This is a genomic window from Arthrobacter sp., from assembly GCF_031179985.1.
Lineage (GTDB): Bacteria > Actinomycetota > Actinomycetes > Actinomycetales > Micrococcaceae > Arthrobacter.
The window spans coordinates 1-25,828 of record NZ_JAPSHJ010000034.1 but is presented as its reverse complement, the minus strand read 5'-3'; the positions used below and the strand labels follow the sequence as shown (position 1 = coordinate 25,828).

Sequence of the window (25,828 nt, the reverse complement as noted above, 5' to 3'; positions counted from 1 at the left end):
TCAGACCCTTTCCGATGACGCCGTGCCGGTCTGGGCCACGAGGTCGTTGTACTTTCCACCCAGGACATCCTCGAAGAGCACGGGCTGGTTCAGGGTGGCCGACACATAGACGGCCCGGACTGCCGCCAGCGCGTTGACAGCATCGGTAACGGTTACCCCGGGCGCACGTCCTTCCTCGATGGCACCGAGAATGTCCCGGTACTGGCGGACGTGCCCTGCCGGGTTCACAGTGGGATCCTTCGCCTCATAGTCCTCAGCCGGGTAGCTGGCCAGTTCCTGTGCCGCCTGGTTACCTCCGCCTGCCAGTCCCATGCTGGAGGCTTCATCACTCGCATCAGCGGCGTGGAAGTAGGCAAGGAGGTCATTGTCCACCACGGCGGACCCCTCAGAACCCATCAACTGCACGCGTACGGTCAGTCCCGGATACGCAGCGGTGGTGGCGTGGAGCACGGCGAGTCCCCCGTTTTCGAACGTGATGGTGGCCACCGCGGTGTCCTCCACCTCGATCCGGTCATGGGCCAGGCGGGCTGTCCGGGCGTTGATCTCCACGGGACGGCCCATGAACCACAGCAGCAGGTCGACGGTGTGCACGCCTTGGTTCATCAGCGCTCCGCCGCCGTCCATCGCCCAGGTGCCGCGCCAGTCGCCGGAATCGTAGTAACCCTGGCTCCGCCACCAGGCCACGGAGGCGATGGCCGAGGTCAACGTGCCGAAGCGGCCCTTGGCGACCGCTTCGGAAACAGCCATGCTTGCCTGATCGAAACGGTGCTGGCTGATGACCGAAGCTACAACGCCGTCGCGGCTTGCTGCCTCGACGGCGGACTCAATCTCCTGTGCTCGGCTCAGGTCGACGTCGAGCGGTTTTTCGATCACCACGTGTTTGCGGGCGGCGAGCACCTCGAGGGCCTGCTGGATGTGCAGCCCGCTCGGGGTTGCGAGCGCAACGAGGTCGACGTCCCGGGCGGCGAACGCCTCGGCCTGGGTGGCATAAACGCCGGGACGGGGCTGGCCGCTGTGCTCGATGTAGTCCGCCAGGGATTCGGCCGCGGCCGGGATCGCGTCTACGAGCGCCACGATCCTGGCCTGCGGAAACTCCTGCAGCGCAGCGGCGTGGGTGCGGCCGATGACCCCGCAACCGGTGATGGCAACGTTCAGGGTGTCTTTCATGCTGTCTGGACTCCTGCCTCTGAGGTGACTTTGGCGAACGCCCTTGCTGCTATCCCAAACGCCGTAGGGCCTGAGAAACCGCCCAAGCCGTGAGCCCCGGCGAGATGCGGCTCCAGGGACGCGAATCCCGTGTAGCCGTCGGCCTTCAGTGCTTCGACTGTCCGCAGCAGGTCCCCGTCGCCCTCGCCTGCAGGCGTGACGTGCCCGTTGGAGAACAGGGCGTCCTTCACCTGCAGATACTCAAGATGGGGACGGAGTTTCCCGTAGCCTTCGTCGAACGGTTTGACCCCCACCTGGACGAAGTTTGCCGCATCCCAGGCCACCTTCAGGGCAGGTGAGTCCACGGTCTCGATGATGTCCAGCACGCGGTCGGGTGTATCGCCGTAGATGTCCTTTTCGTTCTCGTGCAGCAGCACGACGCCGGCGTTTTCAGCCACGCGGGCGAGGGCAGTCATGCGTTCCATGACAGCATCGCGGATGCTCTCCACCTCGATGTCCTCGCCATAGTAGAAGGAGAAGATCCGGATGTACTGGGCTTCGAGCACCTTGGCGGCATTCACGGCCCGGTGCAGCCGCTCCACCTCGTGCTCAGCGGGCAGGCTGACGTCGACCTTCCCGATCGGTGAGGCGATGGCAGAGACCTTCATGTCCTTCTCTGCCAGGAGCTCCTTCAGCCTGCTGAGCTGTTCGTCGGAGAGATCCACGATGTTGGTGCCCCAGGCGCTGCGGACTTCGATGTGGTTGGCACCGAGAGCCTGCAGCACCGCGATCTGAACAGCAGGGTCGTCGTCGATCTCGTCTCCGAAACCGGATAGCAACCAGGTGGGTGAAGTGTTCTCACTCATAAGTTCTACTTGACTCCTCCGGCGGTCAGTCCGCCAACTAGGTAACGCTGGAAAATGAGGTACAGGATCACCACTGGCGCGGCACACACCAGGGCGGAGGCCATCATCTGGCCGTAGAAGGGGATGGCGCCGCCCTCTGCCGAGGACCCAAAGACCTGAAGCGCGACGGCAGCCGTCTGGCTTTCCGGCCGGGTCATGACGGAGGCGAACAGGACGTCGTTCCAGCCAAGCAGGAAAGCGAAAATGCCGGACACGACGATTCCGGGCCAGCTCAGCGGCAGGATGATCCGGAACAGGACGCCCAGGTTGCTGGCGCCGTCGATCCTTGCCGCTTCTTCGAGTTCCCGTGGCAGGCCGCGCAGGTAGGTCACCATGACCCAGGTGGAAAAGGGCAGGGCGAAGGTGAGGTAGGTCAGGAACAATCCCCACTGGGTGCCGATCACCCGTACGCCGAGGTACGTGGCTGCGGAGGAGAAGAGAACGAAGACAGGAAGCAGCATCAGGGTGCCCGGAATGGACTGCAGTGCCAGCAGACCGCGAAGGATGGTGAGCCTCCCTCGGAACTGGTAGCGGACCAGCACGTAGGCGGTGGAGACCGAGACAGCTGCGGAAACGACCGCCGTCGAACCCGCCACCAGCACACTGTTCATCAGCCCGTTGGCGAGGCCGACGCTCGTCCAGATCTTGGTGTAGTTCTCGAACGTGACTTCCGCCGGCCAAAAGTCACCGCGGGCGACGCTGATATCCGTGTTGATGGAGGCCAGGAAGATGTACAGCATGGGTACCAGCACGATGGCCGCCAAAACCCCGATGACGATCACCAGCAGCGGGGTCGGGAGCAGTCGCGTCACCTCATGCTGGCGACGGGAGCCGGGGCGGAACGTTGCTGTATCCCGGCGGATGGCAGTCGAGGTGCTCATTTGCGGACTCCTGGGGTTTCCGCATCATCGAGCTTGACGGCGCGGAGGTAGACGAACAGCGGGATCGCGACGAGCACCAGCGACACGAACGCCATTGCGGCGCTGAGGCCGAAACGGAAGCTCTGGAAGCTCGTTACATATGTCAGCAGCGGGAGGACTTCAACGTCGCTGGGGGCCGGCAGTCCGAAGAGGACGAACGGCAGCGTGAAGTTGTTGATGTGGTGCAGCATGCCGATCAGGAATGCCAGCGACAAGGGCCCCTTCAGGTACGGGAAAACGACGTACCTGAGCTTGTTCCACCAGAGCGCCCCGTCAATTGCCGAAGCCTCGTGCACCTCATGGTCAACTGCCTGCAGCCCGGACAATGCCAGCAGGTAGATGAAGGGCCATGATGCCCAGATCTGCACGATGATCAGGGTCCAGTAGCTGTTCGGTCCGTTGAGCCAGAGGCCGGACTCGATGCCGATGCCCTGGAGTGCGTTGTCGATGATGCCGCCGGGCTGGAACATGGTGCGCCAGACAGTGGCCACCACGAACGCCGGCAGCACGTACGGAATGAGGAAGACGGAACGGACAATCCCCCGGCCCTTGAAGGAGTTCTGGGTTGCCACGGCCGCGGCGATTCCGAGCGGGAGGGTGATGATCATGGCCACGAGCGAGTAGCTCACACTGAGCCAGATCGCCCGGATCAGAGGTGTTCCCGTCAAGGCTTCAACAAAGTTCTCCGCACCGATGAAGGGAGCGCTGACCCAACGGCGCAGGGAGTACTGGTCCAGGTTCAGGGTGGCCATATAGATGCCCAGGAGCATCGGCAGGACCACGATGATGACCATCAGGGTACCGCCCGGGATCAGCATCCACAGAGGGCGGTTCTTCTCACTGGACATCCGGCGACGCCGTTGCCCGCCCTTCGTGCCACCGGGTTCATCGTTTTCCACCGTCGGAGTCACTGGTTCCGCAGGACGTGGCGGGGTGACTGTTACTGAGCCCCCCTCGAGCAACGACTCTTCTCGTGAATTGATGGGCATGGCGTCCTAGCCTTTGGCTGCCCGGTCAAGTGAGGACTGGACCTTGTCCTGGCCCTCTTTGAGTCGCTGCGCCAGTGCCGAATCCGGAACAGAACCACCGGCGAGTTCCGGGACTGACTGGACCACAACATTCATCAGGCCCAGCTGGAAGTCTCCCCAGGCGCCGGTGAACGGCGTGGCCTGCGACTTCTCCGCGGCTACGGTGATGGCATCCAGTTTCGGATCGGAGCTGAGCTCTTTCAGGGCCTCGGCATTCGCGGGCAGGTCGCCGAAGATCTTCTGGTAGTTCAGCTGCTCTTCCTTGGACGTGATGAGCTTGATGTATTCGTAGGCAAGGTCCTTGTTCTCTGAGTAGTCAGCTACAACGAGGTTGTCGCCCGAGAGGATGCTCGCCACTTCCTTGCCGTCCTGGGGCTTGGTTTCGCCCGGAGCCGCCACAGGCATGAGGGCATAGTCGTATTTGTCGGCGACGGCCGACTTGTTCAGTGTGGGGACGGACCCGGAGCTGGTCATCGGGAAAAACGCGGCCTTGCCGGCAGCGAATTCCGCAAGGGCCTGGGAGTTGGTCCAACCGACGGAATCCGGCGAAACGACCTTTTCCTTGGTCAGCCATCCGAAGTACGTTTCATAGGCTTTTTTGGTGGCGGGGTCGTCGAGTTTCGCGGTGTCGCCGTCAACGAGGGGGTTGCCTGCTTGAACTGACATCGCCCAGATGAACTTCCAGGGATCGAAGTTGTCTTTGTAGGCCACAGCCAACCCATATGTTCCGGCGGATGCGTTCGTGGTCTTCTTTGCCTGCTCCACCAGGCCATCCCACGTGGTGGCGGGCTTGTCGATGCCGGCGGCTGCGAGCAGTTCCTTGTTGTAAGCCATGACAAACGGGCGGCTGACGAAAGGGATACCCACCTGGTGGTCCTCATCCGGCCCGGAGATTCCCAAGGCAGCCGGGTTGAAGCGGTCCTTGCCGCCCACCTTCTCCCACTCCCCATCGCCGAGGGTCACAAAGGCCTTGGTGGAGTAGGCAGTGGGGGTGAAGGTGGTGCCGAGGCCATAGACGTCGGGGCCCTGTCCGGAAACGACAGAGGTCTGGATGCGCGTCAGCTCTTCGTTCGCATTCGCAAACGTCTCGAACTTGACCTCTGCCCCGGTTTGTTCTTTGAACTTTCCGGCGATGTCAGTCATCCAGGTCTTTTGCTGCTCGGGGTAGGCTGCGTTGCTGGCGACCAGGACATTGAGGGTCTTACCCGCTCCGTCAACAGCTCCCGCGGGGCTGTTGGAGCCTCCTGATCCCGAGCTGCAGGCTGTGAGTGCCAAGGCTGCGACCGCAACTACGGCGGACAGGCCTTTCGACGATGCAAACTTCATTGTTTCCTCCTCTGAGCACCTACAAGGCCACAGCTTCATGTGGCACACGTCACTGCAGGCGACCGGGTTTTAGTCTAGGAAGTGGCAACATCAGTGGCAAGCGTTTGCCAAAAGTTGCCAAAAGTGCTGGAATCAGAAGAGCAGGTTCCCATGGAGTCTGCTTCCCCTGAACGTTATAGGGGATTGGTACTCGGAGGGGATGGCCATCATGGAGGCACCAAAGCAAGAGCAGGGCGAGCCCGCCCGGCTGCCCACCATCAAAGACGTTGCCGGCCTTGCCGGCGTGGCCACTTCCACGGTCTCGCGGGCCTTGTCCAATCCGGACCGTGTGAACCGACGCACCAGGGAACGCATCGAAGAGGTTGCTGCCCGGCTCAACTACGTGCCCAGCTCCCAGGCCCGTGGCCTCAGTTCCGGCCGCACCAACGCCGTCGCCGTCCTGGTTCCGGACATCACGAATCCTTTCTACTTCGACATCATTCGAGGCACCCAGCATCAGCTCAAGGCAGCCGGCTTCACCCAACTCCTGGTGGACACCGAGGAGTCCAGCGAGATGGAGCTTGATGCGCTGCACAAGATGCGACGGTCCGCCGACGGCTTTATCCTTGCCGCTTCCCGCCTGACGGATGCGGAACTGGCCGAGGTCTCCGGGACCCAGCCGCTGGTGACCATCAACCGGGCCTCAGCCATCGCGCCGTCGGTCGTGATCGACACGCCATCCGCCATCATCCAGGCCCTGGAGCACCTGGCGTCCCTGGGCCACCAACGCGTCTGCTACGTCAGCGGGCCTCCTACCTCGTGGTCTAACCACATGCGCTGGAAGGTGTTTGAGGAGGAGTCCGCCCACCGGGGCATGGATGCCCACCGCATCGGGCCCTTTGTCCCCAAAACCACGTCGGGGGCTGCCGCTGCCGACGCCGCTGTCCGGACAGGCGCAACGGCATGCATTGTCTTCAACGACCTTCTCGCTATCGGCATGCTCCAGCGTCTGCGGGAACGGGGAATCCGTGTCCCGGAGGACATCAGCATCGTTGGATCAGACGACATCTTCGGTGCCGACTTTTGCAACCCACCACTCACCACCATCGCGAGCCCCATTGAACAGGCTGGCCGGGTGGCGGTCTCGATGCTTCTGTCCCAGCTCAATCCCACCCCTGGACGGTCCAGCCGTCAGCTTGCCGTGATGCCGACGCACCTCACCATCCGCGCCTCCACAGGCCCCGCCCCGGCCCAGGCCTAGCGGCAACCGCCCAGGGCGTCAGGACAACCACATCGACCACTAAGGGCGAAACCGGTCGTCGCAGTTGAGGGCAGTTGACACTCCTGACTAGGCTGGGACACATGCGCGAACTCCAGGCCAAGATCATTGAAGAAATGGGCGTGCAGCCCCAGATCGATCCCGCAGGGGAGGTGCGCAAACGCGTCACTTTCCTCAAGGAGTACTTGAAGGCCACCCACACCAAGGGCTTCGTCCTGGGAATCTCCGGAGGCATCGATTCCTCCCTGGCCGGCCGGCTCACCCAGCTTGCTGTGGAGGAACTGAATGCAGAGGGAGTGGACGCCGACTTCATTGCCGTCCGCCTGCCTTACGGTGTCCAGCATGACGAAGACGACGCCCAGGCTGCCCTGGAATTTATCCAGGCCAAGACCGAACGAACCTTCAACGTTTCGGCTGCCGTCAATGGCATTGAGGACGAGTTCGAGAAAAGCACCGGCTCCCCCATCTCTGACTTCCACAAGGGCAACACCAAAGCCCGTGCCCGCATGACCGCGCAGTACGCCTTGGCCGGTGAATTTAACTATTTGGTGGTTGGCACGGACCACGGTGCGGAATCCGTCACGGGGTTCTTCACAAAGTACGGCGACGGCGGCGCTGACATCCTGCCGCTGTTCGGCCTGAACAAGCGTCAGAACCGCGCCCTGCTCGGCGAACTTGGCGCCCCCGCCCGGGTCTGGGAGAAGGTCCCCACAGCTGATCTTCTTGACGGCAGGCCCGGCCGCACTGACGAGGATGAACTCGGCGTCAGCTATGACCAGATTGATGACTACCTTGAGGGGCGTGAGGTGCCTGAAGGCGTGGCCACGCTGATCGAGGAGAAGTACTTGCGGACCAGGCACAAGCGCACTGTCCCGGTTACCATCTTCGATTCCTGGTGGAAATAGGGTTCCCCGCCTACCTTTCAGCTGTGCGTAGTGCGGTTGTGATCCGGTGCGCTTCCTCCATGAGCAGCCGTCCCAGGAAGTCCTGCCTGTCCTCGCGGAACCGCGGCTCGATACCTGTCAGCGATAAGGCCGAGGTCGGACGACCCTTGGCGTCGAACACTGCCGCCCCCATCCCCCAGCTTCCCTCCAGGACCAGTCCGGGGTTCACGGAGTAGCCAACCTGGCGGGTCCGTCTAAGGTTCTCCCGGACGACGTCTGCCGGATGGCCCTCCGCAAATGTTCCGGCGTGCCTGTTCCATCGGCCTAACAGCTCCTCCCGTTCCGCTTCGGGAAGGAAGGCCATGATCGCCGTGCCGGCTGAGGCAACGCCAAGGGGGAAGCGGACGCCTTCATGCAGCACGAAAGAGCGGATCGGGAAGCTGCCCTCTTCCCTGAGCACGCACACCGTTTCCAAACCGCGGCGGATTGAGAAAAACGCGCTCTCCCCGGTTTCCTCGGCCAGCCGCCGCAGGCTGGGTCGGGCCACTTCCTCCAAGGGGAACCGGGCGGTGGCCACGGAGGACATCAGCAGGATCTCCGGCCCCAGCACCCAGTGGCCCGTCCGGGCATCCTGATCCAGCAGCCCCTCGGAAGCAAGCGACGTCAGCAGCCGGTGAACTGTGGGCCTCGTCAGCCCGGATTCCCGTACAGCCCCGACGAGCGGAACCCCTTCGGGTTTCCTCGCGACGATGCGCAGCAGGGCTGCCACCCTGCTCACTACCTGCGCCCCTTGCACTGGTCCTGATGCCACTGTCTTCCCACTTTCCACTCAATCCATCCATATTATGGATAGCATCCAGCGTATCGTCCACACTGTAATCGGGCGAGTTTCAGGCCTCCATCTTTCCTTGACAGACGCCTTCAAGCAGCCCTAGGCTCCAAAGTCAGGACTCTCCGTCCACAAAGTGGAGAGCGGATAAACCACTCAATGAGGAGATGCGATGTCAAAGGTTCGATCCAATGCGGCGGGTGCGCTGCAGGACCTGCTGCGAGACGGCATGACGCTGGCCGTGGGCGGCTTCGGCCTGAGCGGCATCCCCGCGGACCTCATCGAAGCGGTGCGGGATTCACGTGTCCGGGACCTGACCGTGGTCTCCAACAACATGGGCGTGGACGGCAAGGGACTCGGCATCCTCATTGAGGCCGGGCAGGTCCGCAAAGTCATCGCCTCCTACGTTGGTGAAAACAAGCTGTTCGCGGAGCAATACCTGGCTGGCCTCCTTGAAGTGGAATTCACGCCCCAAGGCACCCTGGCCGAGCGGCTCCGGGCAGGCGGCGCCGGAATCCCCGCCTTCTACACCAAGACCGGCGTCGGAACCCTGGTTGCCGAAGGCAAACCGCTGGCAGAGTTCGACGGCGAGACGTATGTGCAGGAGCGCGCCATCAGGGCCGACGTCGCACTCGTCCATGCCCACACCGCGGACACTGACGGAAACCTCATCTACCGCTTCACAGCCCGGAACTTCAACCCGGTGGTGGCAACCGCCGGCACAACGACTGTCGCTGAAGCCGAGGTGATCGTTGAACCCGGGATGCTCGATCCTAATCACATCGTCACTCCCGGCGTCTACGTCCAGCATCTGGTCCAGGCCGGCGGCCGGATCAAGGACATTGAACAACGGACGGTCCGGCAGCGAACCGGACTGGTCCGAGCCTGACCTGCTTCCATGACGACAAAGGAGAAACCCGTGGCCTGGACCAGGGATGAAATGGCTGCGATAGCAGCCGAAGAACTGAACGACGGCGATTACGTGAATCTCGGCATCGGGATCCCCACCCTTGTGGCCAACAACCTGCCCGACGGTGTCCGCGTGGTCCTGCAGAGTGAGAACGGGCTGCTCGGCATGGGCCCCTTCCCTTACGAGGGTGAGGAGGATGCAGACCTCATCAATGCAGGCAAGCAAACAGTGACAGTCCTCCCGGGCGGAAGCATCTTCGACTCAGCGACGTCCTTCGGCATGATCCGCGGCGGGCACGTCAAGGTCGCAATCCTCGGCGCCATGCAGGTCTCCGGCAGCGGCGACCTCGCCAACTGGACCATCCCGGGAAAGATGGTAAAGGGCATGGGCGGCGCCATGGACCTCGTGGCCGGCACGCCGCGGGTGGTGGTCCTCACCGAGCATGTTGCCAAGGACGGCACACCAAAGATCGTTGCCGAATGCAGCCTGCCGCTGACAGGACTGGGCGTTGTGGACCGGATCATCAGCGACCTCGCAGTGTTTGACCTCATCAAGAACGACGGCGGGCGGCAACTCACGCTCACCCGCCTCGCCCCCGGCGTCACCGAGCAGGAGATCCGCGAAAAGACCGCTGACGACTTCACGGTGGCCCTTGAAACTGAAGGAGCAGCGGCATGAGCCTGAAAGAACAGTTCGGTAAGGACATCCTGCTGACGGGATGGGGCCACAGCCGCTTCGGGAAACTGAGTGATGACACCCTGGAGTCACTCATCGTCCAGGTTTCTACCGAAGCGATAGAGAATGCCGGACTCGAACCCGGCCAGATCGACGAAATCTACCTGGGGCAGTTCAACTCCGGAATGATGCCCTTGGCGTTTCCGTCCTCTCTTGCCCTTCAGGTTTCGGAGGAACTCGCGTACGTTCCTGCGACCCGGGTGGAGAACGCCTGTGCCTCAGGTTCAGCCGCGCTTCAACAGGGGGCAAAGGCGCTGCTGGCAGGAACGGCCAAAACAGTTCTGGTGATCGGCGCGGAAAAGATGACCCACGCCGGTGCTGACGTCGTCGGCGCCGGCTTGCTGGGAGCAGACTACGACATGGCAGGCAAAGCCTCCACGACCGGCTTCACCGGCCTCTTCGCGGACGTGGCAAAACACTATGAGAAGCGCTTCGGCGAACGCGGCTACGGAAGCTCTTTGAGGCATCTTGGCGACGTCCTGGGCACTATCGCAGCCAAGAACCACAAGAACGGGGTGGACAATCCATACGCCCAGCTCCGCAAGGACCTCGGCGAGGAATTCTGCCGGACCGTCTCGGACAAGAACCCGATGGTGGCCGACCCATTGCGCCGCACCGACTGCTCCCCCGTCTCTGACGGCGCCGCCGCCGTCGTCCTCTCTACCGCCGCCGCGCAGGGAGCGGCCACCGGGCCCGTTCGCCTGGCAGGCTTCGGTCATGCGAACGACTTCATGCCTGCCGAACGCCGGGATCCGACAGCGTTCGCCGCAACCCGTGCCTCCTGGCAGCGGGCACTGGCCATGGCCGGCATCGGACTGGATGCCCTGGACTTCGCCGAAGTCCATGACTGCTTCACCATTGCCGAACTGCTTATGTACGAAGCCATGGGGCTCACTGAACCGGGCGAAGGCGTCCGTGCCCTGGAGGAAGGCTGGGTGTTCAAGGACGGAAAACTCCCCATCAACATCTCCGGCGGACTCAAAGCAAAGGGTCATCCGGTTGGTGCCACCGGAGTCTCCCAGCATGTCGTCGCCGCCATGCAACTCACCGGGACTGCCGGGGCCATGCAGCTGGCCAATCCGCGGCGCGCCGCTGTGCAGAACATGGGCGGGGTAGGCATCGCCAACTACGTCAGTGTTCTGGAAGCCGTGTAGCCGACCTGCCCGTCCTGACCTTCTTTGCGCGGTAGACAAGGGCCGACTCGCCGAACCACTGGTGTGTCGGCCCTTGGTTCATCCAAAGAGGGTCAGCTGGGGCCGCGTACTGACCAGAGCCGCTTCCACCATGGCTTTCGTGCTTCCGGTTCAGGCTCAGGAGGGCGCGCAGCCGCGGCAGCGGCCCGCCGTTCGCGCCAACGATCCACCTCATGGTCCACGTCCCTCGTTTTGGTAATGACCGGAGGGCCTCCCTGAAGCTGCCGGCGGGCCTCAATGACACGCTTGTTGAAGCTTTCGACCGTTTCGCGGACCTGCTGTTCGGAGTAGCGGCCATCCAGCACCGAGTCCAGTTCCGTATCCTCCTTGCGAAGCAGGATTGCAGGTGGTCCGAGGCCGCTGAGGTTCTCACGCCTGATGAGTCCCTTGATCCACCAGTCAGGATCGGTGTTCTCACCCGGGTCAGGGATCGGTTTTCCTGCATATTTGAGGTTGTCGAACTCGCCCCTGGCGATGGCGTCCCTGATCAGGTAGTCCGCCCGTTGAGCATCACTGATCTTGCGGCGCGTCCGGCGTGCGTCGGCATCCGCAGCAGCAACGCCGGACTCGGCTTCCTCGTGGGGAGCCCGGTTGGAGGTTTGGGCGGCCCGAAATTCGGCCGCCCGCTCGAGTCGCCGCCCGTTATTCTCTATGGCCCTGTCATTCATCGCCTGCTCCGCCCCGGGCTGGTCAATCGCCCCCTCCATTTTCGCCGATGGAGTGAGGGCGGCCAAGGCCACTCAAGGGTTTGTGGTCATTGACATGGGTGCCATTACGAAGAAGAAAATAGAAAACGCCGAAAGGGAGGCAGCCATGATGACACGTCAACCGGGAGCGTCAACCGGCCATGTGGTCCTGCTCGGAGATTCAATTTTCGATAATCAGGCGTATGTCGACGGCGCCCCGGATGTTGCGCAGCAACTTCGGCAGGAACTGCCCGGTGACTGGAGTTGTACGCTCCTCGCCGTGGACGGGGACAGAATTTCCGACGTCGACCGGCAGCTTCGCTTCCTGCCGCCGGACACCACCCACCTTGTGGTGAGCGTGGGCGGGAACGACGCGCTCGGTTTCGCTCCCTTGCTCGAGGAGGATGCCGGAACTGTCACCGACGCCCTCCTCATCCTGGGCAAGGCACAGGACCGGTTCGCCGCCGACTATGCGGCGATGATCGACGCCGCAGTGGCGAAGGGACTGCCCACAGCCGTGAGCACTATCTACGACACGCCCCCGTCCGCCCCAGGGCAAAGAATCATCAGAACTGCATTGACGATCTTCAACGACTCCATTACAAGGGCTGCGTTTGACCGCGGCGTCTCCGTCATCGACCTCCGGCTGATTTGCAACGAGGATCAGGACTACGCCAATCCCATTGAGCCCTCAGCCCATGGAGGACAGAAAATTGCCCGGGCCATAGCCGCCCTTGTACTGGCCAACGGCACGGCCCAGCGGTCGATAGTCGTGGCGGCGGAACCGGCTGATCAAACCGTCTGGCGGACGGCCCCTTAGTAGCGCGTTGGGGCAGGCGGCACGATCGGAGGAACGGTACCGTCGTCGCCGTCCTCGTTCTCGCGGTCGGCTGCACTCTTCGCCTCGCTCCCGGCCATTCCGTCCGACTCGCCAAGCGTGTCCGCCAGGCCGTTGGTCTGGTCGAATGGACGTGCAATCCGTTCAGCAGATGGATCCGAAGAGGCACCGGACTTTTCTCTTGCCGTTCCTGTGCTCATCCCGGAGCTACCCGCCATGGATGCCCCGGTCGCCGGGGCCGCATCCGTCCGCGAAGTGTCAACCCGGGTGACGTCCTCCTCCATTCCCTTGTTTTTTCCTTGCGTCGCAGCAGCAAGTCCCGCCGCAGCCGCTGCAGCTACCCCGACTCCGGCAGCAACCTTTCCGGATACTCCTGCCTTGCCCGAATCACCGTGTGATCCGGCCGCATCTTCAACGCCAGGAGTCCCGGCGGAGGCACCTTCATTCACTGAGCCACGCCATGCTCCGCTGGCATACCCTTCGGCCTCAATGAATTCCTTAAATCTCTTCAAATCGGCGTCAGCCTGGTTTTCAACTACATTGAGCTTGTCACCGACCTGTTCCACAAGGCCCTCGGGCTCGTACTCCAGGGTCAGCTGGATGGATGTCTGTCCCCCGCCCACATCTTCAAACATCACTGCGCCGGCATTGGTTGCTCCTTCGGTGGCGGCCCACGCAACTTTCCGGTCCGGTATCTGCTCCAGAATTTTTGCTTCCCAGCGCCGCCGGACGCCTGCGATTTCCGCCACCCATTCGAGGCGGTCGTCGCTCAGCTGGGTCACGCTCTTAACGCCTCCCATGAACTGGGGGAAATCCTCAAACTGGGTCCACTGGTTATAGGCAGTGCTTACCGGAACGTTGACCAGAATGCGCTTTTCGACCTTCGTGCTCACAGCGTCTCCTTCGGTTGGAACAGGTCACGACGAAAGCAAATCCATTTCGTCAGTATGCTTACTATATGCCTGCCCAGAGGCGCCGGCCACCGTTGATGTGAGCAAAATCCCATCCCAGGGAAGAGTGAATGCGGCTTTATTACCCTACCAAATCGACATCCACGATAGGTAAGGCTACCCTCAGTAGGCGGCCCTTCGTTTCAGAAGTGTCTTGAGAATCCTATGAAGGTGGTTTTGTGCGTTTTCCTGTCCCCTCAATGGCGGCAACTGGCGCGGCAGCAGTCCTCGCGCTTTCCGCCTGCGGTTTCACTCCCGAGAACAACTCTTCCGCGCAGCCTGTAGATACCAGCCAGCGCATTGTGGTGGACAACTTCCGCGCACCAGTGGCCGGCTGGGAACTCGAGACCGATTCTGCGTATATCCTCTCCCTGGCCGGATGCCTTGAAACGCTGACGAAGTACGACCAAGCGCAGGGAAAAGTTGTCCCCTCCCTCGCCACCGAGTGGAAGCAAGTCTCGCCGCTGGAATGGGATTTCACACTTCGGGATGATGTGAAATTCCAGGACGGCACGGCCCTCACATCGGAAGCCGTAACGGCTTCCCTCCAGCACGTACTCAAGGCCAAAGTGCCCGCGCGCGCCTTCAATCCCAAGATGGTCAGCGGAGTCAAAGCTCTCGATGCACACACTGTCCGGGTCACGACCCCCACTGAGAGTCCTCTGGTTCCCTACCGGTTGGCGAGTGTTAACACCGGCATCCTGGCCCCCGCCGCTTATACCAAGGACACCATCGATCCCTTTGGCCACTGCACGGGTCCCTTCAAACCCGTCTCAGAAAAAACCAAACAGTCCTTGACGCTGGACCGGAACGAGGATTACTGGGGAGGCCCGGTCCAACTGGCGGGTGCCGAAATACGCTTCATCACCAATGGCGCCACCCGCGCCGCCCAGGTTCAGACCGGGGAAGCCGATGTGTCCCTTTCCGTCCCGGTTTCCAGCCTGCCCGCCTTGGAGAAAGCCCCCGGCGTTGGCATTTTGAAGGCAGACTCACCGAGGACTGCCACCCTCTACATGAACAACGGCCGTGCTCCATTCAACAACCTCGACTTCCGGAAGGCGATCCGCACCGCCTTGGACCTCGATTCGCTGGCGGCCAGCGTCTATGAAGGCGCAGCATTGCCGGCCACCGGCCCCTTCGCTCCCACCGAACCCTGGGCACCCGCTGGCGTCGAATCCCCCAAGCAGGATCTCGAGGAAGCCAAGTCCCTGCTGGCAACAGCCGGCTACACAGCCGAACGGCCCTTGGAAATCATTGCGATCGTGGAGCGTGCGGAGTTCGCTGACGTTGCAACCGTGATCCAGGAGAACCTGAAGAACATCGGCGTCCCCATCAGCATTCAGACTAAAGAGTATGCATCGGTGGAGCCGGACCTGCTGGCAGGCAACTACGACATGGTACTCAGCCAGCGCAACCGCCTCATCGACATCGCTGATCCGATCGGCTTCCTCACTGCCGACTACACCTGTGCCGGCACATACAACCTGAGCCATTTCTGCAATGCGGAGTACGACAAAACTATCGCCCAGGCAGCTCAGACCAACGACACTGAGGAGCGTCACAAGCTCTATGCCGAGGCCGGCAAGATTCTGGACGCGCAGGCAGTCAACGCCTGGCTGGTGAATGAACAGGCCACCGACGCCGTCCGGACCAGTGTGCAGTCGTACGTTCAGGACCCTCTGTCCCGGTACGTCCTCACCGCCCAGACAGCGAAGTCGGGGTCCGGCTCATAGGGAGCCTGACGCCGTAGCAGAAACGCATGATCTCCTTTATCGCCAGGCGGACGGCGGCCCTTGTGGTCGCCGTCCTGTTGGCGTCCATCGCGGTCTTCATGGTTCCGTATGTGACGCCCGGCGATCCTGTACGCAAGATCATCCGGTCACGGGTTGCAGGTGATGTAGTGGACGCCTCCTCGATCCAGGCTTTGAGCGATAGTCTCGGGCTGCAGGATCCGCTGCCCGTGCAGTACCTTCGTTGGCTGGGCCGCTTCTGCACCGGCGACATGGGGCTGTCCCATATCAGCCGGACCCCTGTAGTGGAACAGGTAATGCCTGCCCTCGCGGTGACGGTAAGCCTGGTGATCCTGGCCCTTGGCGCAGCAGCGTTGATCTCCTTGCCGTTGGGGATCACGGCCGCCCTCCGGGAGGGCCGGCGGACTGACAAGATCATCACTACGATCACACAATCCTTCATTGCCATGCCCGAATACTGGCTGGCTCCCCTGCTGGTACTGGTCTTCGCCCTCCGCCTGGCCGTGCTGCCCTCGGCAGGGTGGACGGGTCCGGCCTCCATGGTCCTGCCCGTTGCCACGCTGGCCCTGCGTCCGATCAGCTATTTCACCTCTGCCGCACGCTCAGGAATGATTGACGCCCTGGCAGCCGACCATGTCAACGCTGCCCGAAGCCGCGGATTGAGCTATCCACAGGCGGTCCTCAGGCACGTAGTCCCCAATGGCCTGCTGCCACTGACCACCTTATTCGCTGTGTGGTTTGCCGGGCTGCTGGGCGGATCGGTCATCGTTGAAGTGATCTTCGCAGTTCCGGGAATGGGCAGGCTCCTTTACGACGCAGTCCTCAACAGTGACATCCCGCTTGCCCAAGGCGGCGTTGTTGTGGTTGTCGCCTTGGCTGTGGTGGTAACAACAGCCGCCGACTTTGTGCACCAACTCCTGAACCCGAGGCTGGGTGGACGTCTTGGTTAGGAAACACACGGCAGGCTGGGCCGCCGTCGTGATCCTGGCCATTATTGTCCTGGCCGTGACGTTCGCCCCCTGGCTCATGCCCCATCCCCCTGCACAGCAGAATCTGGCGCTGAGACTGAGTCCGCCAAGCCTTAACCACTGGTTGGGAACTGACCACCTGGGCCGGGATACGCTCAGCCGCCTGCTGGACGGGGGACGGTTCTCCATGTCGATAGCAGCGTTGGCCACCATCCTGACCGGTCTCCTTGGAACGGCAATAGGCGTGATCAGCGCGCGCCGCAGGGGGTGGTTCGATGAATTCTTCACCCGCACCAATGACGTCCTCCTGGCGCTTCCGGAGATGGTGATTGCCCTGTTTATCGTCGCCGCTATGGGCACGGGTTTTCCTTCCCTTCTGCTTGCCCTGACGATAACGGGCTGGACTCCCTTCGCCAGGCTCGCCAGGACGCTTGCTTATGACGTGTCATCGGAGGGGTTCGTCGAGGCAGCCAAGGTAGTGGGCTGCCCGCCGTCGTTCATCATTTTCCGGCACATTCTCCCGCATCTGGCCGGGCCTCTGTTGGGGCAGGCGACGCTGCGCTTCGGTCAACTGCTGATCAGCGTCGGCGCCCTTTCTTATCTGGGCCTCGGTGTCCAGCCGCCACAATCAGACTGGGGCTCCATGCTGGCTGCCGCACAGCCATATTCCGAGCGGGCTCCCCTTGCCATCCTGGCTCCGGGTCTTGCAATCTTCACTGTGGCATTGTGCGTGACGCTGACCGGCCAACGTATCTCCCACATGGCAGGCAGCCGGCTGCTCATTCCCACCGGGACGGTGAAGGATGACTGAGGGACTCGTTATAGAAGATCTGCATACCGGCACAGGTGGAACGCGTTCAATTCTGAGCGGTGTCAGCCTCTCGGTAAATCCAGGCGAATTTGTGGCCCTGGTGGGGGGCTCCGGTTGCGGAAAGACGATGACGGCCATGTCCATCCTTCAGCTGTTGCCGCCGCACGTGCACGTCCAATCGGGGAGCATCCGCCTCGGTTCCCAGGAGCTGGCAACGGCGGACGAGGGCGTACTGAACAGCGTTCGCGGTGGAGGCATCGGAATGTTGTATCAACAGCCCAAGCGCATGTTCAATCCCCGCAAGACAATAGCCAGCCATCTGAAGGAGCCGCTCAAGCGCCATTGCGGACTCCAGGGAAAAGCTGCCGACGCTAAAGTGCTGGAACTGCTTGCTGAAGTCGGCTTCGACGAACCCCGGCTGGGAGCTCAGGCCAAAGCACATCAGCTCTCCGGTGGAATGGCCCAACGGGCCATGACTGCCCTTGCTTTAGCCGGTGCACCGGACATCCTCCTGGCCGATGAACCGACCTCCTCGTTGGACAAGATGCTTGAGGTCCAGGTCCTGCAACTGCTTGACCGGGAACGCCGGGAACGGGGCCTTGGGATTCTCTATATCACCCACAACATCCGCACTGTGGCACAGTTTGCCGACAAGGTCCTGGTGATGGAGGAAGGCACGATTGTTGAGTCAGGCCCTGCCCAGGAGGTCCTCAACTACCCTCGTTCCCCCTACACCAAGCGCCTGCTCGAGGCCGCGAGCCTTGCCCCGGAAGGAAACCGCGGCCCACGGCAGGGCCAGCCGGTTCCGGAATCCCGGGTTCCGGAGCGCGGGGTTCAGGAACGCCGCGAGGTGCTGACCCTGGAGCGTGTCAGCAAAGACTTCCGGACGAAGAGACGGGCAAGCAAACGCGGAAACCGGCCGGCCCTAAGCGATATTTCCCTTCGCCTTGGACAGGGTGAGATTCTCGGAGTCCTGGGGCAATCCGGTTCGGGGAAGAGCACTCTTGCCAGGTCGATCATCGGCCTGGAAAACATCGATAGCGGAAGAATCAGCCTGAATCTTCAACATGCTGCTCTCCAGGATGTTCGCCGCCAGGATGCCGGTCTCCAGGATGCTGGGAGGGCTGTTCAGCATTCCCCGGTTCAGCTCGTGTTCCAGGAACCACACGATTCTTTTGATCCACGGATGCGGCTGCGGACCAGCCTGGAAGCCCCGTTGCTCCGGCGGAAGGACCTGACCAAGGACGAGCGTTCCGCACGTATTCTTCAGGCAATTGAGGAAGTAGGGCTGGACCCGGGCCTACTGGACCGGCTCCCCGGCCAATGCTCGGGAGGCCAGCTCCAAAGGCTCACCATCGCCAGGGCGCTTCTCCTGGAGCCATCAATCCTCATCTGTGATGAGGCGACGTCGGCGCTGGACGCCCTGACGCAGCGGCTGGTCCTGAACCTGCTCCTGCGCTTGCATCGCGACAAGGGCCTCTCCCTCGTGCTGATCAGCCATGACATGGACGTCATCCGCTATATGAGTGACAGAGTGGCTGTGCTGTTCAAAGGCCGGCTCGTGGAGGTAGCCGAAACGGGGGAGTTCTTTACGCGCCCACAACACGAGCACAGCCAGGCCCTGGTTTCGGCTGCGCTGCCGGTCTGTGAACTCTTGAGCCGGACCGTGCGCCCTCAGACCACCGCCCGGTTGTTTCCAGCCGAAGCAACCTGAGCGGCCCACCAGTTATTCCGCCAGCCGCCAGCCCTCTTGGAAATCAGGGTGGTCCGAATAGGGGAAGGCAAGGGCATGGAGGGCCAGCGCAGTCCACGCTATTGCTTCTGTCATTCCGACTGTCTCGCCCGGGGATGAGGCCACAATCCGGGCCAGGCTTGCCTGCCGGGCCGATTCGATGACCCTGATGAGACGCCGTTTTGCTTCGCATTCGCGCAGCAGCCGGTGCTCGTACCATCGCCCGGATTGGGAGACGGAGCGGTCTCCGAGGAGTTTTTGCGCGGCCTTCTCATCTTCCTTGATCCGTTCGAGCAGGAACTCCACAACGTCCATAGGCAGAGCCTACCCGCGACGGGACAAAGAGGAGCGGCGTGCAGGGCCGTAGTCTGTGGCCAGCTCAGGCCGGGCAGGATCAGGTAAAGGCGGATTTCCCGGTGACGGCGCGCCCCACAATGAGGGAGTTGATTTCATAGCTGCCTTCATAGGTGTAGAGGACCTCAGCGTCCCCGAACAACTTGGCCATTTCAAAATCACTGCTGATCCCGTTGCCGCCCAGGATCGATCTCCCCATGGCTACCGTGGACCGGGCCAGCCGGGTGGTGGTGGCTTTGGCCATGGCGGCCTGGGCCATCTCCAATTTGCCCTCGTCCTGGATCCGCGCGAGCTGGACCATCAGGGCAAGGGAAGCAGTGGCATTGCCCAGCATGTCGGCCAGTTGCTGCTGAATGAGCTGGAACCGCGCCAGTTCCCTCCCGAACTGCTTGCGTTGCAATGAATAGGAACGCCCGACGTCGAACGCGGCCAGTTGGATTCCGGCACCTTGCCAGCCCACCCAGGCGCGCGAATCCCGCAGGAGGCTGTTGGCTTTTGAAAAGTCGGTGGCACCGGGGAGCAGGTTGGCCTCGGGGATCCGAACCTCCGAGAGCGTGATGTCCGCGTTCTGCATGATCCGGAGGCCGATTTTGTTGCTGATCTTCATGGCGGAGTAGCCTGGACGGTCGGTTTCAACAATAAAGCCCTTGATCTGGCCATCTTCAAGGTCACGTGCCCATACCAGCGCGAAGTCAGCAATAGTGCCGGCCCCGATCCAGCGCTTAGCACCGTTGATCACCCACTCCCCGCCATCGAGCCGTGCAGTGGTTTCCAGCCCGCCTGCGATGTCCGAGCCATGATCGGGTTCGGTCAGGGCAAAGGCGCCCAGCTGGGTGAGGGCAGTGAGGCCCGGAAGCCATTGCCTCTTTTGCTCGATGGAGCCGAGCTGATCGATCATCCCCACAATGAGCTCGTTGTGAATCCCCACCAGCGCCGACAGCGATACGTCAGCACGGGCCACCTCGACGTACATCAGGCCCTTAAACAGCTGCGAGCTGCCGTCCGTTTGCAGGCCCCCCAACCCGTATTTCCCCATTTCCGCAACCAGGGAGAAAGGGAATTCCTCCCGGTTCCAATAATCGATGGATGCCGCACGGATCCGGGACTGCAGAAACTCCCTCAGTTCCAGATACCGGGAACGCTCGGCAGCGGGCAGGAGTTCGGCGATGTACATCAGATCGGCATCTGCAAATGGGAGAGGGGCAGGGATCCCGGCTGTTGCCGGCGGGTCCGCGGCCGGCCCGTCATGACGTCCTGATGGCTGCACCCGTCCCCCGGCCTCTTCGCTCTTCCAAACCCTTGGATGTCCTAGTATATTGCACAGTGATGTGGATCACTAGGCTGAGCAGATGCCCTGGCCGGGCAAGGCTAAGGAGGAACGGTGGGAACTCCCCTTCCCCGTGACCCCATCGCGGATGCCCAGCGCAACTGGGAAGGCCACGGTTGGGGAAATGAGGCTGCCCCCATGGCTGCCGTCACGGCCATCATGCGCACCCAGCAGATTCTGCTGGGACGGATCGAGGCCGTCCTCAAACCGTTCGGCCTGACATTCGCGCGCTACGAACTCCTGGCACTGCTCAGTTTCGCCCGCAGCGGCGCACTCCCGATGAACAAAGCAAGCGCGCTCCTGCAGGTCCATCCGACGTCGGTGACAAACGCCGTCGACCGGCTTCAAGCCGCAGGCCTGGTGGTACGGTCTGCCCACCCTACTGACGGCCGGACCACCTTGATAGAGCTCACCTCTGAGGGGCGGACGCTTGCCAAGAGCGCGACGGCGGCGCTCAACTCTGAGGTATTCGCCCAGTCGGGATTCACTGACCAGGATGTTGACCAGCTGATCAGGATCCTCAGTGCGTTTCGGAAGAACGCAGGCGATTTCACTTAACAGGTCTCCACCAATCACACTAGCAAGCATGCTCCTGCTTTGGCGCCCTGAATCGAGACCCCCAAGCGCAGTTCAAGTTGCGGGTGGGGGTCTTGATCATTTCAGGTCAGCAGGACCGGTTTGATCACCGTTCCGGATTTGGTGTCTGCCACGGCCTGGTTGATCTCTTCCAGGCGATAGGTCCGAACCAGCCGTTCCACGGGAAACCTCCCCGATTCCATCAGGGTGATGATGGACGGAATCAGGGTTTCAATCTCGCTGTCACCCAGAGTCACGCCCTCAATGCGGCGCCCGGGCATCATGAAGTTCACGTCCACGGCAACAGTTGCCCCGAACGCGGGAGCTCCGATCACCACAATGTGTCCCCTGGCCCGGGTAGCGCCAATGGCCTGTTCAAGAACGCTCGTGTTTCCCGTGGCCTCGATGGCCGCGTGGGCGCCACCGCCGGTGATTTTGTGGATCTCCGCCGCAACCTCGGTAGCCGCGGAGGCGTCAATAACGTGCGTGGCACCAAGCTCGAGGGCCAGTTCCAGGCGGGAAGGAACACGGTCGACGGCAATGATGATTGTGGCAGGTGTGAGGGCGGCAGCCATGATGGCCGCCAGCCCAACAGTTCCGGCCCCAAAAACTACAAGGCTGGATCCCGGGGCCGGCCGGATGACGTTCCAAACAGCCCCTGCGCCGGTCTGCACCCCGCAAGCGAGCGGAGCGATGCGTTCCAGCGGAAGCGAGGTGTTGATTTTGACCACGCTGCGCTCGTCCGCAATGACGGTCCTGGCAAACGATGATTGACCAAAGAAGCGGCCACCCAGCGGCTGCCCGCCGCGGGAAATAGTGGAGGAGCCGTCGGCCCTTACTCCACCCAGCAGGTTATCCGGCAGCCATGTATCGCAGTAGGCCGGATGGCCTCCCCTGCAGTTCGCACATCGCCCGCACGAAGTAAAGGAAAGCACTGCAGTATCGCCGGGCTGCACCCTCGTGACCGCGGATCCCACTTCGGTGACTACACCCACCCCCTCATGCCCGAGGACACCGGGGAGAGGGAAAGGCAGCCCGCCTCCTGCCACCGAAATGTCAGTGTGGCATAACCCTGCGGCCTTAATTTCCAGCCTGACCTCCTCAGGGCGCAGCGAATCGAGCTGTACGGACTGGAGCGTGAATTCGGCGTCCGCTGCTTCGATAACGGCGGCTTCAGTAGTTACAGTCATGCTGAACTCCTAGTCGGTTGCGATAACGACGGACTTGGTCCGGCAATAGGATTCGAGGGACTCCGGCCCGTATTCCCGGCCCCATCCGGAATTCTTGACGCCACCGAATGGCACGGCCGGATCCAGCAGCGCCCAGGCGTTCACCCAGACGATTCCGGCCTCCAGCTGGGCTGACACCCGGTGAGCCCGGGAAATACTTGACGTTTGCACACCCGCCGCCAGCCCGTAGGGCGTGCTGTTGGCCAGCTGGATCGCCTCTTGTTCGCTGTCAAACGGCTGGACGGTCAGGACGGGCCCGAACACTTCCTCCTGGACTGCGGCGGCATCGTTGCCAAGACCTGCTATTACCGTGGGCTTGTAGAAGTAGCCCCCGTTCAGTTCGAGCGCTTCACCGCCAACAACCACTTGGCCTCCGGCCGCCTTGGCACCCTCGACAAATCCAGCTACCTTGTCCCGCTGCTTCCTGCTTGCCAGCGGGCCCATCACCGTGGCGGGATCTGTTGGATCACCTACCGGCACTCCGGCCACCGCTTCCTTAAGGATGCCCAGTACTGTCTCGTAAATGGGTCGTTCCACCAGCAAGCGGGGGCCGCCCATGCAGAACTGTCCCGAGTTGAACACGAAGGCGCCAATCACCGTGCCGATCGCCTTCTCCAGATCAGCATCGGCAAAAAGGATGTTGGCAGCGTTACCGCCCAGTTCGGCGGTCACGGGCCTCAGGTTGGCCCCCGCGAGGGCAGCGACGTGGCTTCCGATCTCGGTGGATCCGGTGAAGGCGATTTTGTTGACGTCAGGATGCGCCACCAAGTGATTGCCCAACGCGCCGCCCGGCCCTGTGACCACGTTGAAAACCCCGGCCGGGACCCCTGCCTCTGTGAGGATTTCCGCCATCAGGAGCGCACTCAAGGGGGTATCACTGGCGGGTTTGTGGACAACGCTGTTACCTGCAGCCAATGCAGCAGCAATCTTCGTGCTGGAGAGGATCAGCGGGAAGTTGAAGGGCGTAATGGCTGCAACCACGCCCAGGGGTTCCCTTTTTGTGAAGGCATGCGCAGCCAACGGGGTTTCCCGAACGGAACCGTCCAGCTGCTGGGCCATTGCCGCCACATACTCGTACTGGTCCGCGGCCGTGGCGACGTCCACCACCCGGGCGAACGTGATGGGCTTTCCAACGTCCGTGCTCTCCACCAGGGCCAACTCTTCGGCCCGCTCGCGGATAATTGCTGCGGCCTTATTGAGAACACGGGAACGCTCGCGACCGCTCAGGCGGGACCATCTGCCGTCCTTGACTGAAGCTTTGGCCGCGGCGACGGCCGCATCGACGTCGGCAGTAACTGCTGAGGAAACGGTGGCAACTTCCAGCCCGGTAGCGGGGTTCAGAACGGAAGTCCGGGCGCCGCCGGCGGATTCCTGCCAGGCACCGTTGATGAAAAGGTTTCCGTTACGCACGATCCCCGGCAGGGAGACCGGTTCATCTGGTGCGGGTGCAGCGAGGGTTTGTGATTCCTGAACAGTCATTGCTGGGTCCTGTCTCTGATTCGCGGTGTCTGGAGCAGCTTTGCTCCTGACAAGGGGTTCGTGCTGAGGAAGGGTTTGCAGTTTGTTGCTAGTGCGCGTGGCCGCCGCCGAGCGCAAGCCGGCACGATCGCAGTGCACGGCGCAAGGTGGAGCGGTCGTCGTCGTCAAGACCGGCCACCATCTGGCGCTCGATTCCAGCCACGTCCTCACGGAGGGTATCCAACAGGCCCTGGCCTTCGGGAGTCAGCGAAAGCAGGTACTGCCGTTTACTCTCGGGGTCCCGGTGGCGTGCAAGGAGGCCCCGTTCGTCAAGGACGGTGATCATCTGCGCCATGGTCTGGGACCGCACAAAGGAATTTCGTGCCAGTTCCGCGGACGTCAGGCCGGGATGGCGTTCAAGTACCGTAAGCGCGGTGTACTGCAGGGACGTCAGGCCATGGGCGGACACGACGTCGTCCAGCTGGGACCTGACGGCCAGTTCCAGTTGCTTGATGAGGTACAGCATGGTGATGTCCGAGGACGCCGTTGCCGCTGACCCATGTGATTCGGGTCCTGCGCTGGAGGTGACTGCAGCCATGATCAGCCCTTGGCCTTGCCGCAGGGCACCAGCGCCTGTCGGTTCACCAAAGGCGCCAAGCGACTGCGGTGGGTCGCCGGACGCGGCCGGCAATGACAAGGACGAAAGATACGACGGCGGGAGCAGAACTTGCTGTTCATCGGAACACCCTGGTTTTCGACATTGAAACGGAGGGAGGTAGCCGCAAAGCACGCAGCGGCTGCCATTACTGGGACCGATCATCAGGATTACTGATAATCAGGAAACCTGTCCATGACAATACGGCCGCCGCTCTGTTACGTCAAGAAAAATCTCACAAGAAAAATGTGTGCTCGGGCCGGCCTGTGTGCAGGATGTGCTTGCATTCCTGGGCTCCGCCGGGCCGGCGCGTCAGCGGGATGATGGGCATCCGCTTCGTCACGACAGGGCACTCGTGAACCTTGGGGTCTCCGGTGGCAGGAGCGCCCAAAACGGGGTGCGGTCACAGCTGCGTTGGCGGCCCTGAGCGTACGAGTGGCAATCCTGGAATGGGGGATGGTTCCATACCTTCGGCAGTGTTGATGTGTCCCTGCTCTCGAGTTAGCAGTTGGATCCCCCAGCTTTCCTTCGTCGTTCATGTAGCGGCCATAAAGCAGATGCAGGCCCCCGGTCTCACGGGAGCCTGCATCCGTTCCACGGCTGGGTTGGTCTTAACCACTGCCGCTTTTCGGTTACTGCCGATGGCTTGAGGGGGATACATCGGCGGTGACCGAAGCTTTGGGCTAGAGCATCGCGGGGGGCTACGCGGTTGCCCGTTCGTGCGCCTCGAGGATTTCTTTGGGAAGCCTGCCCCGCTTCCTTGTTGGGTGTCCGTTTCGTTGCGCCCATTCACGGATGCTGGAAGGTTTGCCGGCTCCCTGGGTCATCGTTGGGTTCTTCCGTGTCGGGCTGCTTTTGCGTTTACGGCCTGCGGCCATGTACGGATCGAGGAGTTTTCTTAGGGCGGCTGCGTTTGCAGCTGACAGGTCGATTTCGTAGTTTTTACCGTCGATTTCGAATGAGACCGTTCTGTCGGCGGTGCTCCCGTCGATGTCGTCGATGAGGACGGTAGTTACCTTCGTTGCCATGGGAATGGGGTTTCCTTCATGCTGTTTCCGTTGTAAAACCTGCAGGTCCGGCATTGCTTCTGTCGTGCATGCTGGGGGTATAGAAACAGCGCCCGGGGGCGGGTGTTCGGGTCCCGGGCGCTGTTTCTTCTTAGCTCCTTGAATCGAAGCTCATTTCTGGTGTTAGCTCTGGCGGCGGCGGAGTTTCGCTGCTGCCAGGGTGCTTCCGCCGAGGAGGAAGAGCACGAGCGCGCCGAGGGCGAGCGGTGCTGCGTCCAGCCCGGTGTTGGCCAGGTTGCCGGCGACGTTCACTGCAGACGCCGGTGCCTGTGCGGCGAGCTTGACCGTGGAG

25 protein-coding genes are annotated in these 25,828 nt (G+C 62.1%); 11 read left to right on the top strand and 14 right to left on the bottom strand.

Translation table 11 applies throughout. The annotated features are described in order from the left end of the window. The 5 genes from RIN13_RS14630 to RIN13_RS14610 are packed head-to-tail and all read right to left on the bottom strand — an operon-like array spanning position 1 to position 5,325. Positions 1-1,167 (bottom strand): Gfo/Idh/MocA family oxidoreductase, encoded by a 1,167-nt coding sequence (locus tag RIN13_RS14630; protein WP_309108070.1) that lies wholly within the window; start codon positions 1,165-1,167, stop codon positions 1-3. Next, positions 1,164-2,012, bottom strand: a complete 849-nt coding sequence (locus tag RIN13_RS14625) for a sugar phosphate isomerase/epimerase family protein (protein ID WP_309108069.1) — start codon at positions 2,010-2,012, stop codon at positions 1,164-1,166. Before RIN13_RS14625 ends, RIN13_RS14630 begins: the two co-directional genes overlap by 4 nt. 5 nt (positions 2,013-2,017) lie before the next feature. Then, the gene (locus tag RIN13_RS14620; protein ID WP_309108068.1) at positions 2,018-2,932 is read right to left on the bottom strand and encodes a carbohydrate ABC transporter permease; all 915 of its coding nucleotides are present in this window, start codon (positions 2,930-2,932) and stop codon (positions 2,018-2,020) included. After that, a complete protein-coding gene (locus tag RIN13_RS14615; RefSeq protein WP_309108067.1) occupies positions 2,929-3,960 on the bottom strand; it encodes a sugar ABC transporter permease in 1,032 nt (343 codons plus the stop codon). Before RIN13_RS14615 ends, RIN13_RS14620 begins: the two co-directional genes overlap by 4 nt. Before the next feature lie 6 nt (positions 3,961-3,966). Further along, complete coding sequence (locus RIN13_RS14610) at positions 3,967-5,325, bottom strand: extracellular solute-binding protein (RefSeq protein ID WP_309108066.1); 1,359 nt, start codon at positions 5,323-5,325, stop codon at positions 3,967-3,969. A 208-nt stretch (positions 5,326-5,533) separates the two neighbouring features. On the opposite strand from RIN13_RS14610, the gene RIN13_RS14605 reads away from it, so the two are divergent. Further along, positions 5,534-6,565 (top strand): LacI family DNA-binding transcriptional regulator, encoded by a 1,032-nt coding sequence (locus RIN13_RS14605; RefSeq protein ID WP_309108065.1) that lies wholly within the window; start codon positions 5,534-5,536, stop codon positions 6,563-6,565. A gap of 101 nt (positions 6,566-6,666) precedes the next feature. After that, positions 6,667-7,488, top strand: coding sequence for an ammonia-dependent NAD(+) synthetase (gene nadE, locus RIN13_RS14600; protein WP_309108064.1), 822 nt, complete (start codon positions 6,667-6,669; stop codon positions 7,486-7,488). 10 nt (positions 7,489-7,498) lie between these two features. Here nadE and RIN13_RS14595 read toward each other — a convergent pair whose 3' ends face one another. Further along, a complete protein-coding gene (locus RIN13_RS14595) occupies positions 7,499-8,278 on the bottom strand; it encodes an IclR family transcriptional regulator (RefSeq protein WP_309108063.1) in 780 nt (259 codons plus the stop codon). Between the two features lie 190 nt (positions 8,279-8,468). Between RIN13_RS14595 and RIN13_RS14590 the strand changes: the two genes are divergently transcribed. The 3 genes from RIN13_RS14590 to RIN13_RS14580 are packed head-to-tail and all read left to right on the top strand — an operon-like array spanning position 8,469 to position 11,095. After that, complete coding sequence (locus RIN13_RS14590) at positions 8,469-9,185, top strand: CoA transferase subunit A (RefSeq protein WP_309108062.1); 717 nt, start codon at positions 8,469-8,471, stop codon at positions 9,183-9,185. A 30-nt stretch (positions 9,186-9,215) separates the two neighbouring features. Next, complete coding sequence (locus RIN13_RS14585) at positions 9,216-9,884, top strand: 3-oxoacid CoA-transferase subunit B (protein WP_309108087.1); 669 nt, start codon at positions 9,216-9,218, stop codon at positions 9,882-9,884. Beyond that, positions 9,881-11,095, top strand: a complete 1,215-nt coding sequence (locus tag RIN13_RS14580) for an acetyl-CoA acetyltransferase (RefSeq protein ID WP_309108061.1) — start codon at positions 9,881-9,883, stop codon at positions 11,093-11,095. The genes RIN13_RS14585 and RIN13_RS14580 overlap by 4 nt, the downstream gene beginning before the upstream one ends. 92 nt (positions 11,096-11,187) lie before the next feature. On the opposite strand, the gene RIN13_RS14575 is transcribed toward RIN13_RS14580, so the two are convergent. Continuing rightward, a complete protein-coding gene (locus tag RIN13_RS14575; RefSeq protein WP_309108086.1) occupies positions 11,188-11,802 on the bottom strand; it encodes a DUF1992 domain-containing protein in 615 nt (204 codons plus the stop codon). Between the two features lie 145 nt (positions 11,803-11,947). Between RIN13_RS14575 and RIN13_RS14570 the strand changes: the two genes are divergently transcribed. Further along, complete coding sequence (locus RIN13_RS14570) at positions 11,948-12,640, top strand: SGNH/GDSL hydrolase family protein (protein WP_309108060.1); 693 nt, start codon at positions 11,948-11,950, stop codon at positions 12,638-12,640. On the opposite strand, the gene RIN13_RS14565 is transcribed toward RIN13_RS14570, so the two are convergent. Then, entirely contained in the window at positions 12,637-13,551 is a 915-nt protein-coding gene (locus tag RIN13_RS14565) for an SRPBCC family protein (RefSeq protein ID WP_309108059.1), read from the bottom strand. The genes RIN13_RS14570 and RIN13_RS14565 overlap by 4 nt on opposite strands. A gap of 257 nt (positions 13,552-13,808) precedes the next feature. On the opposite strand from RIN13_RS14565, the gene RIN13_RS14560 reads away from it, so the two are divergent. Genes RIN13_RS14560 through RIN13_RS14545 form a run of 4 tightly spaced genes read left to right on the top strand, consistent with a single transcriptional unit; the run spans position 13,809 to position 18,852 of the window. Then, positions 13,809-15,341, top strand: a complete 1,533-nt coding sequence (locus RIN13_RS14560) for an ABC transporter substrate-binding protein (protein ID WP_309108085.1) — start codon at positions 13,809-13,811, stop codon at positions 15,339-15,341. A gap of 26 nt (positions 15,342-15,367) precedes the next feature. Further along, positions 15,368-16,309 (top strand): ABC transporter permease, encoded by a 942-nt coding sequence (locus tag RIN13_RS14555; protein ID WP_309108058.1) that lies wholly within the window; start codon positions 15,368-15,370, stop codon positions 16,307-16,309. Then, entirely contained in the window at positions 16,302-17,138 is an 837-nt protein-coding gene (locus RIN13_RS14550) for an ABC transporter permease (protein WP_309108057.1), read from the top strand. Before RIN13_RS14555 ends, RIN13_RS14550 begins: the two co-directional genes overlap by 8 nt. Next, positions 17,131-18,852 carry an ABC transporter ATP-binding protein gene (locus RIN13_RS14545; RefSeq protein WP_309108056.1) on the top strand — a complete coding sequence of 574 codons (1,722 nt, stop codon included), beginning with the start codon at positions 17,131-17,133 and terminating at the stop codon, positions 18,850-18,852. The genes RIN13_RS14550 and RIN13_RS14545 overlap by 8 nt, the downstream gene beginning before the upstream one ends. Before the next feature lie 12 nt (positions 18,853-18,864). On the opposite strand, the gene RIN13_RS14540 is transcribed toward RIN13_RS14545, so the two are convergent. Both RIN13_RS14540 and RIN13_RS14535 read right to left on the bottom strand, forming a co-directional pair. Beyond that, the gene (locus tag RIN13_RS14540) at positions 18,865-19,185 is read right to left on the bottom strand and encodes a DUF6221 family protein (RefSeq protein WP_309108055.1); all 321 of its coding nucleotides are present in this window, start codon (positions 19,183-19,185) and stop codon (positions 18,865-18,867) included. Between the two features lie 79 nt (positions 19,186-19,264). After that, positions 19,265-20,398 carry an acyl-CoA dehydrogenase family protein gene (locus tag RIN13_RS14535; RefSeq protein ID WP_309108054.1) on the bottom strand — a complete coding sequence of 378 codons (1,134 nt, stop codon included), beginning with the start codon at positions 20,396-20,398 and terminating at the stop codon, positions 19,265-19,267. A gap of 207 nt (positions 20,399-20,605) precedes the next feature. On the opposite strand from RIN13_RS14535, the gene RIN13_RS14530 reads away from it, so the two are divergent. Beyond that, a complete protein-coding gene (locus RIN13_RS14530) occupies positions 20,606-21,109 on the top strand; it encodes a MarR family transcriptional regulator (protein WP_309108053.1) in 504 nt (167 codons plus the stop codon). 101 nt (positions 21,110-21,210) lie between these two features. On the opposite strand, the gene RIN13_RS14525 is transcribed toward RIN13_RS14530, so the two are convergent. The 4 genes from RIN13_RS14525 to RIN13_RS14510 form a co-directional block, all read right to left on the bottom strand. Continuing rightward, on the bottom strand, positions 21,211-22,317 hold the full coding sequence (locus RIN13_RS14525; RefSeq protein WP_309108052.1) for an NAD(P)-dependent alcohol dehydrogenase: 1,107 nt from the start codon (positions 22,315-22,317) through the stop codon (positions 21,211-21,213). Positions 22,318-22,326: 9 nt separating this feature from the next. Continuing rightward, positions 22,327-23,835 (bottom strand): aldehyde dehydrogenase family protein, encoded by a 1,509-nt coding sequence (locus RIN13_RS14520; protein WP_309108051.1) that lies wholly within the window; start codon positions 23,833-23,835, stop codon positions 22,327-22,329. Between the two features lie 88 nt (positions 23,836-23,923). Then, complete coding sequence (locus tag RIN13_RS14515) at positions 23,924-24,412, bottom strand: MarR family transcriptional regulator (RefSeq protein ID WP_309108050.1); 489 nt, start codon at positions 24,410-24,412, stop codon at positions 23,924-23,926. Positions 24,413-25,170: 758 nt separating this feature from the next. Beyond that, on the bottom strand, positions 25,171-25,497 hold the full coding sequence (locus tag RIN13_RS14510; RefSeq protein WP_309108049.1) for an Lsr2 family protein: 327 nt from the start codon (positions 25,495-25,497) through the stop codon (positions 25,171-25,173). Between the last annotated feature and the right edge of the window lie 331 nt (positions 25,498-25,828).

Bases quoted from the DNA above. Each gene is read 5' to 3' on its own strand.
- RIN13_RS14555 (WP_309108058.1), top strand. From the start codon at position 15,368: ATGATCTCCTTTATCGCCAGGCGGACGGCGGCCCTTGTGGTCGCCGTC.
- nadE (WP_309108064.1), top strand. From the start codon at position 6,667: ATGCGCGAACTCCAGGCCAAGATCATTGAAGAAATGGGCGTGCAGCCC.
- RIN13_RS14615 (WP_309108067.1), bottom strand. From the start codon at position 3,960: ATGCCCATCAATTCACGAGAAGAGTCGTTGCTCGAGGGGGGCTCAGTA.
- RIN13_RS14520 (WP_309108051.1), bottom strand. From the start codon at position 23,835: ATGACTGTTCAGGAATCACAAACCCTCGCTGCACCCGCACCAGATGAA.
- RIN13_RS14515 (WP_309108050.1), bottom strand. From the start codon at position 24,412: ATGGCTGCAGTCACCTCCAGCGCAGGACCCGAATCACATGGGTCAGCG.
- RIN13_RS14590 (WP_309108062.1), top strand. From the start codon at position 8,469: ATGTCAAAGGTTCGATCCAATGCGGCGGGTGCGCTGCAGGACCTGCTG.
- RIN13_RS14625 (WP_309108069.1), bottom strand. From the start codon at position 2,012: ATGAGTGAGAACACTTCACCCACCTGGTTGCTATCCGGTTTCGGAGAC.
- RIN13_RS14630 (WP_309108070.1), bottom strand. From the start codon at position 1,167: ATGAAAGACACCCTGAACGTTGCCATCACCGGTTGCGGGGTCATCGGC.
- RIN13_RS14540 (WP_309108055.1), bottom strand. From the start codon at position 19,185: ATGGACGTTGTGGAGTTCCTGCTCGAACGGATCAAGGAAGATGAGAAG.
- RIN13_RS14545 (WP_309108056.1), top strand. From the start codon at position 17,131: ATGACTGAGGGACTCGTTATAGAAGATCTGCATACCGGCACAGGTGGA.
- RIN13_RS14610 (WP_309108066.1), bottom strand. From the start codon at position 5,325: ATGAAGTTTGCATCGTCGAAAGGCCTGTCCGCCGTAGTTGCGGTCGCA.
- RIN13_RS14580 (WP_309108061.1), top strand. From the start codon at position 9,881: ATGAGCCTGAAAGAACAGTTCGGTAAGGACATCCTGCTGACGGGATGG.
- RIN13_RS14560 (WP_309108085.1), top strand. From the start codon at position 13,809: ATGGCGGCAACTGGCGCGGCAGCAGTCCTCGCGCTTTCCGCCTGCGGT.
- RIN13_RS14525 (WP_309108052.1), bottom strand. From the start codon at position 22,317: ATGACTGTAACTACTGAAGCCGCCGTTATCGAAGCAGCGGACGCCGAA.
- RIN13_RS14570 (WP_309108060.1), top strand. From the start codon at position 11,948: ATGATGACACGTCAACCGGGAGCGTCAACCGGCCATGTGGTCCTGCTC.
- RIN13_RS14605 (WP_309108065.1), top strand. From the start codon at position 5,534: ATGGAGGCACCAAAGCAAGAGCAGGGCGAGCCCGCCCGGCTGCCCACC.
- RIN13_RS14575 (WP_309108086.1), bottom strand. From the start codon at position 11,802: ATGAATGACAGGGCCATAGAGAATAACGGGCGGCGACTCGAGCGGGCG.
- RIN13_RS14620 (WP_309108068.1), bottom strand. From the start codon at position 2,932: ATGAGCACCTCGACTGCCATCCGCCGGGATACAGCAACGTTCCGCCCC.
- RIN13_RS14535 (WP_309108054.1), bottom strand. From the start codon at position 20,398: ATGTACATCGCCGAACTCCTGCCCGCTGCCGAGCGTTCCCGGTATCTG.
- RIN13_RS14510 (WP_309108049.1), bottom strand. From the start codon at position 25,497: ATGGCAACGAAGGTAACTACCGTCCTCATCGACGACATCGACGGGAGC.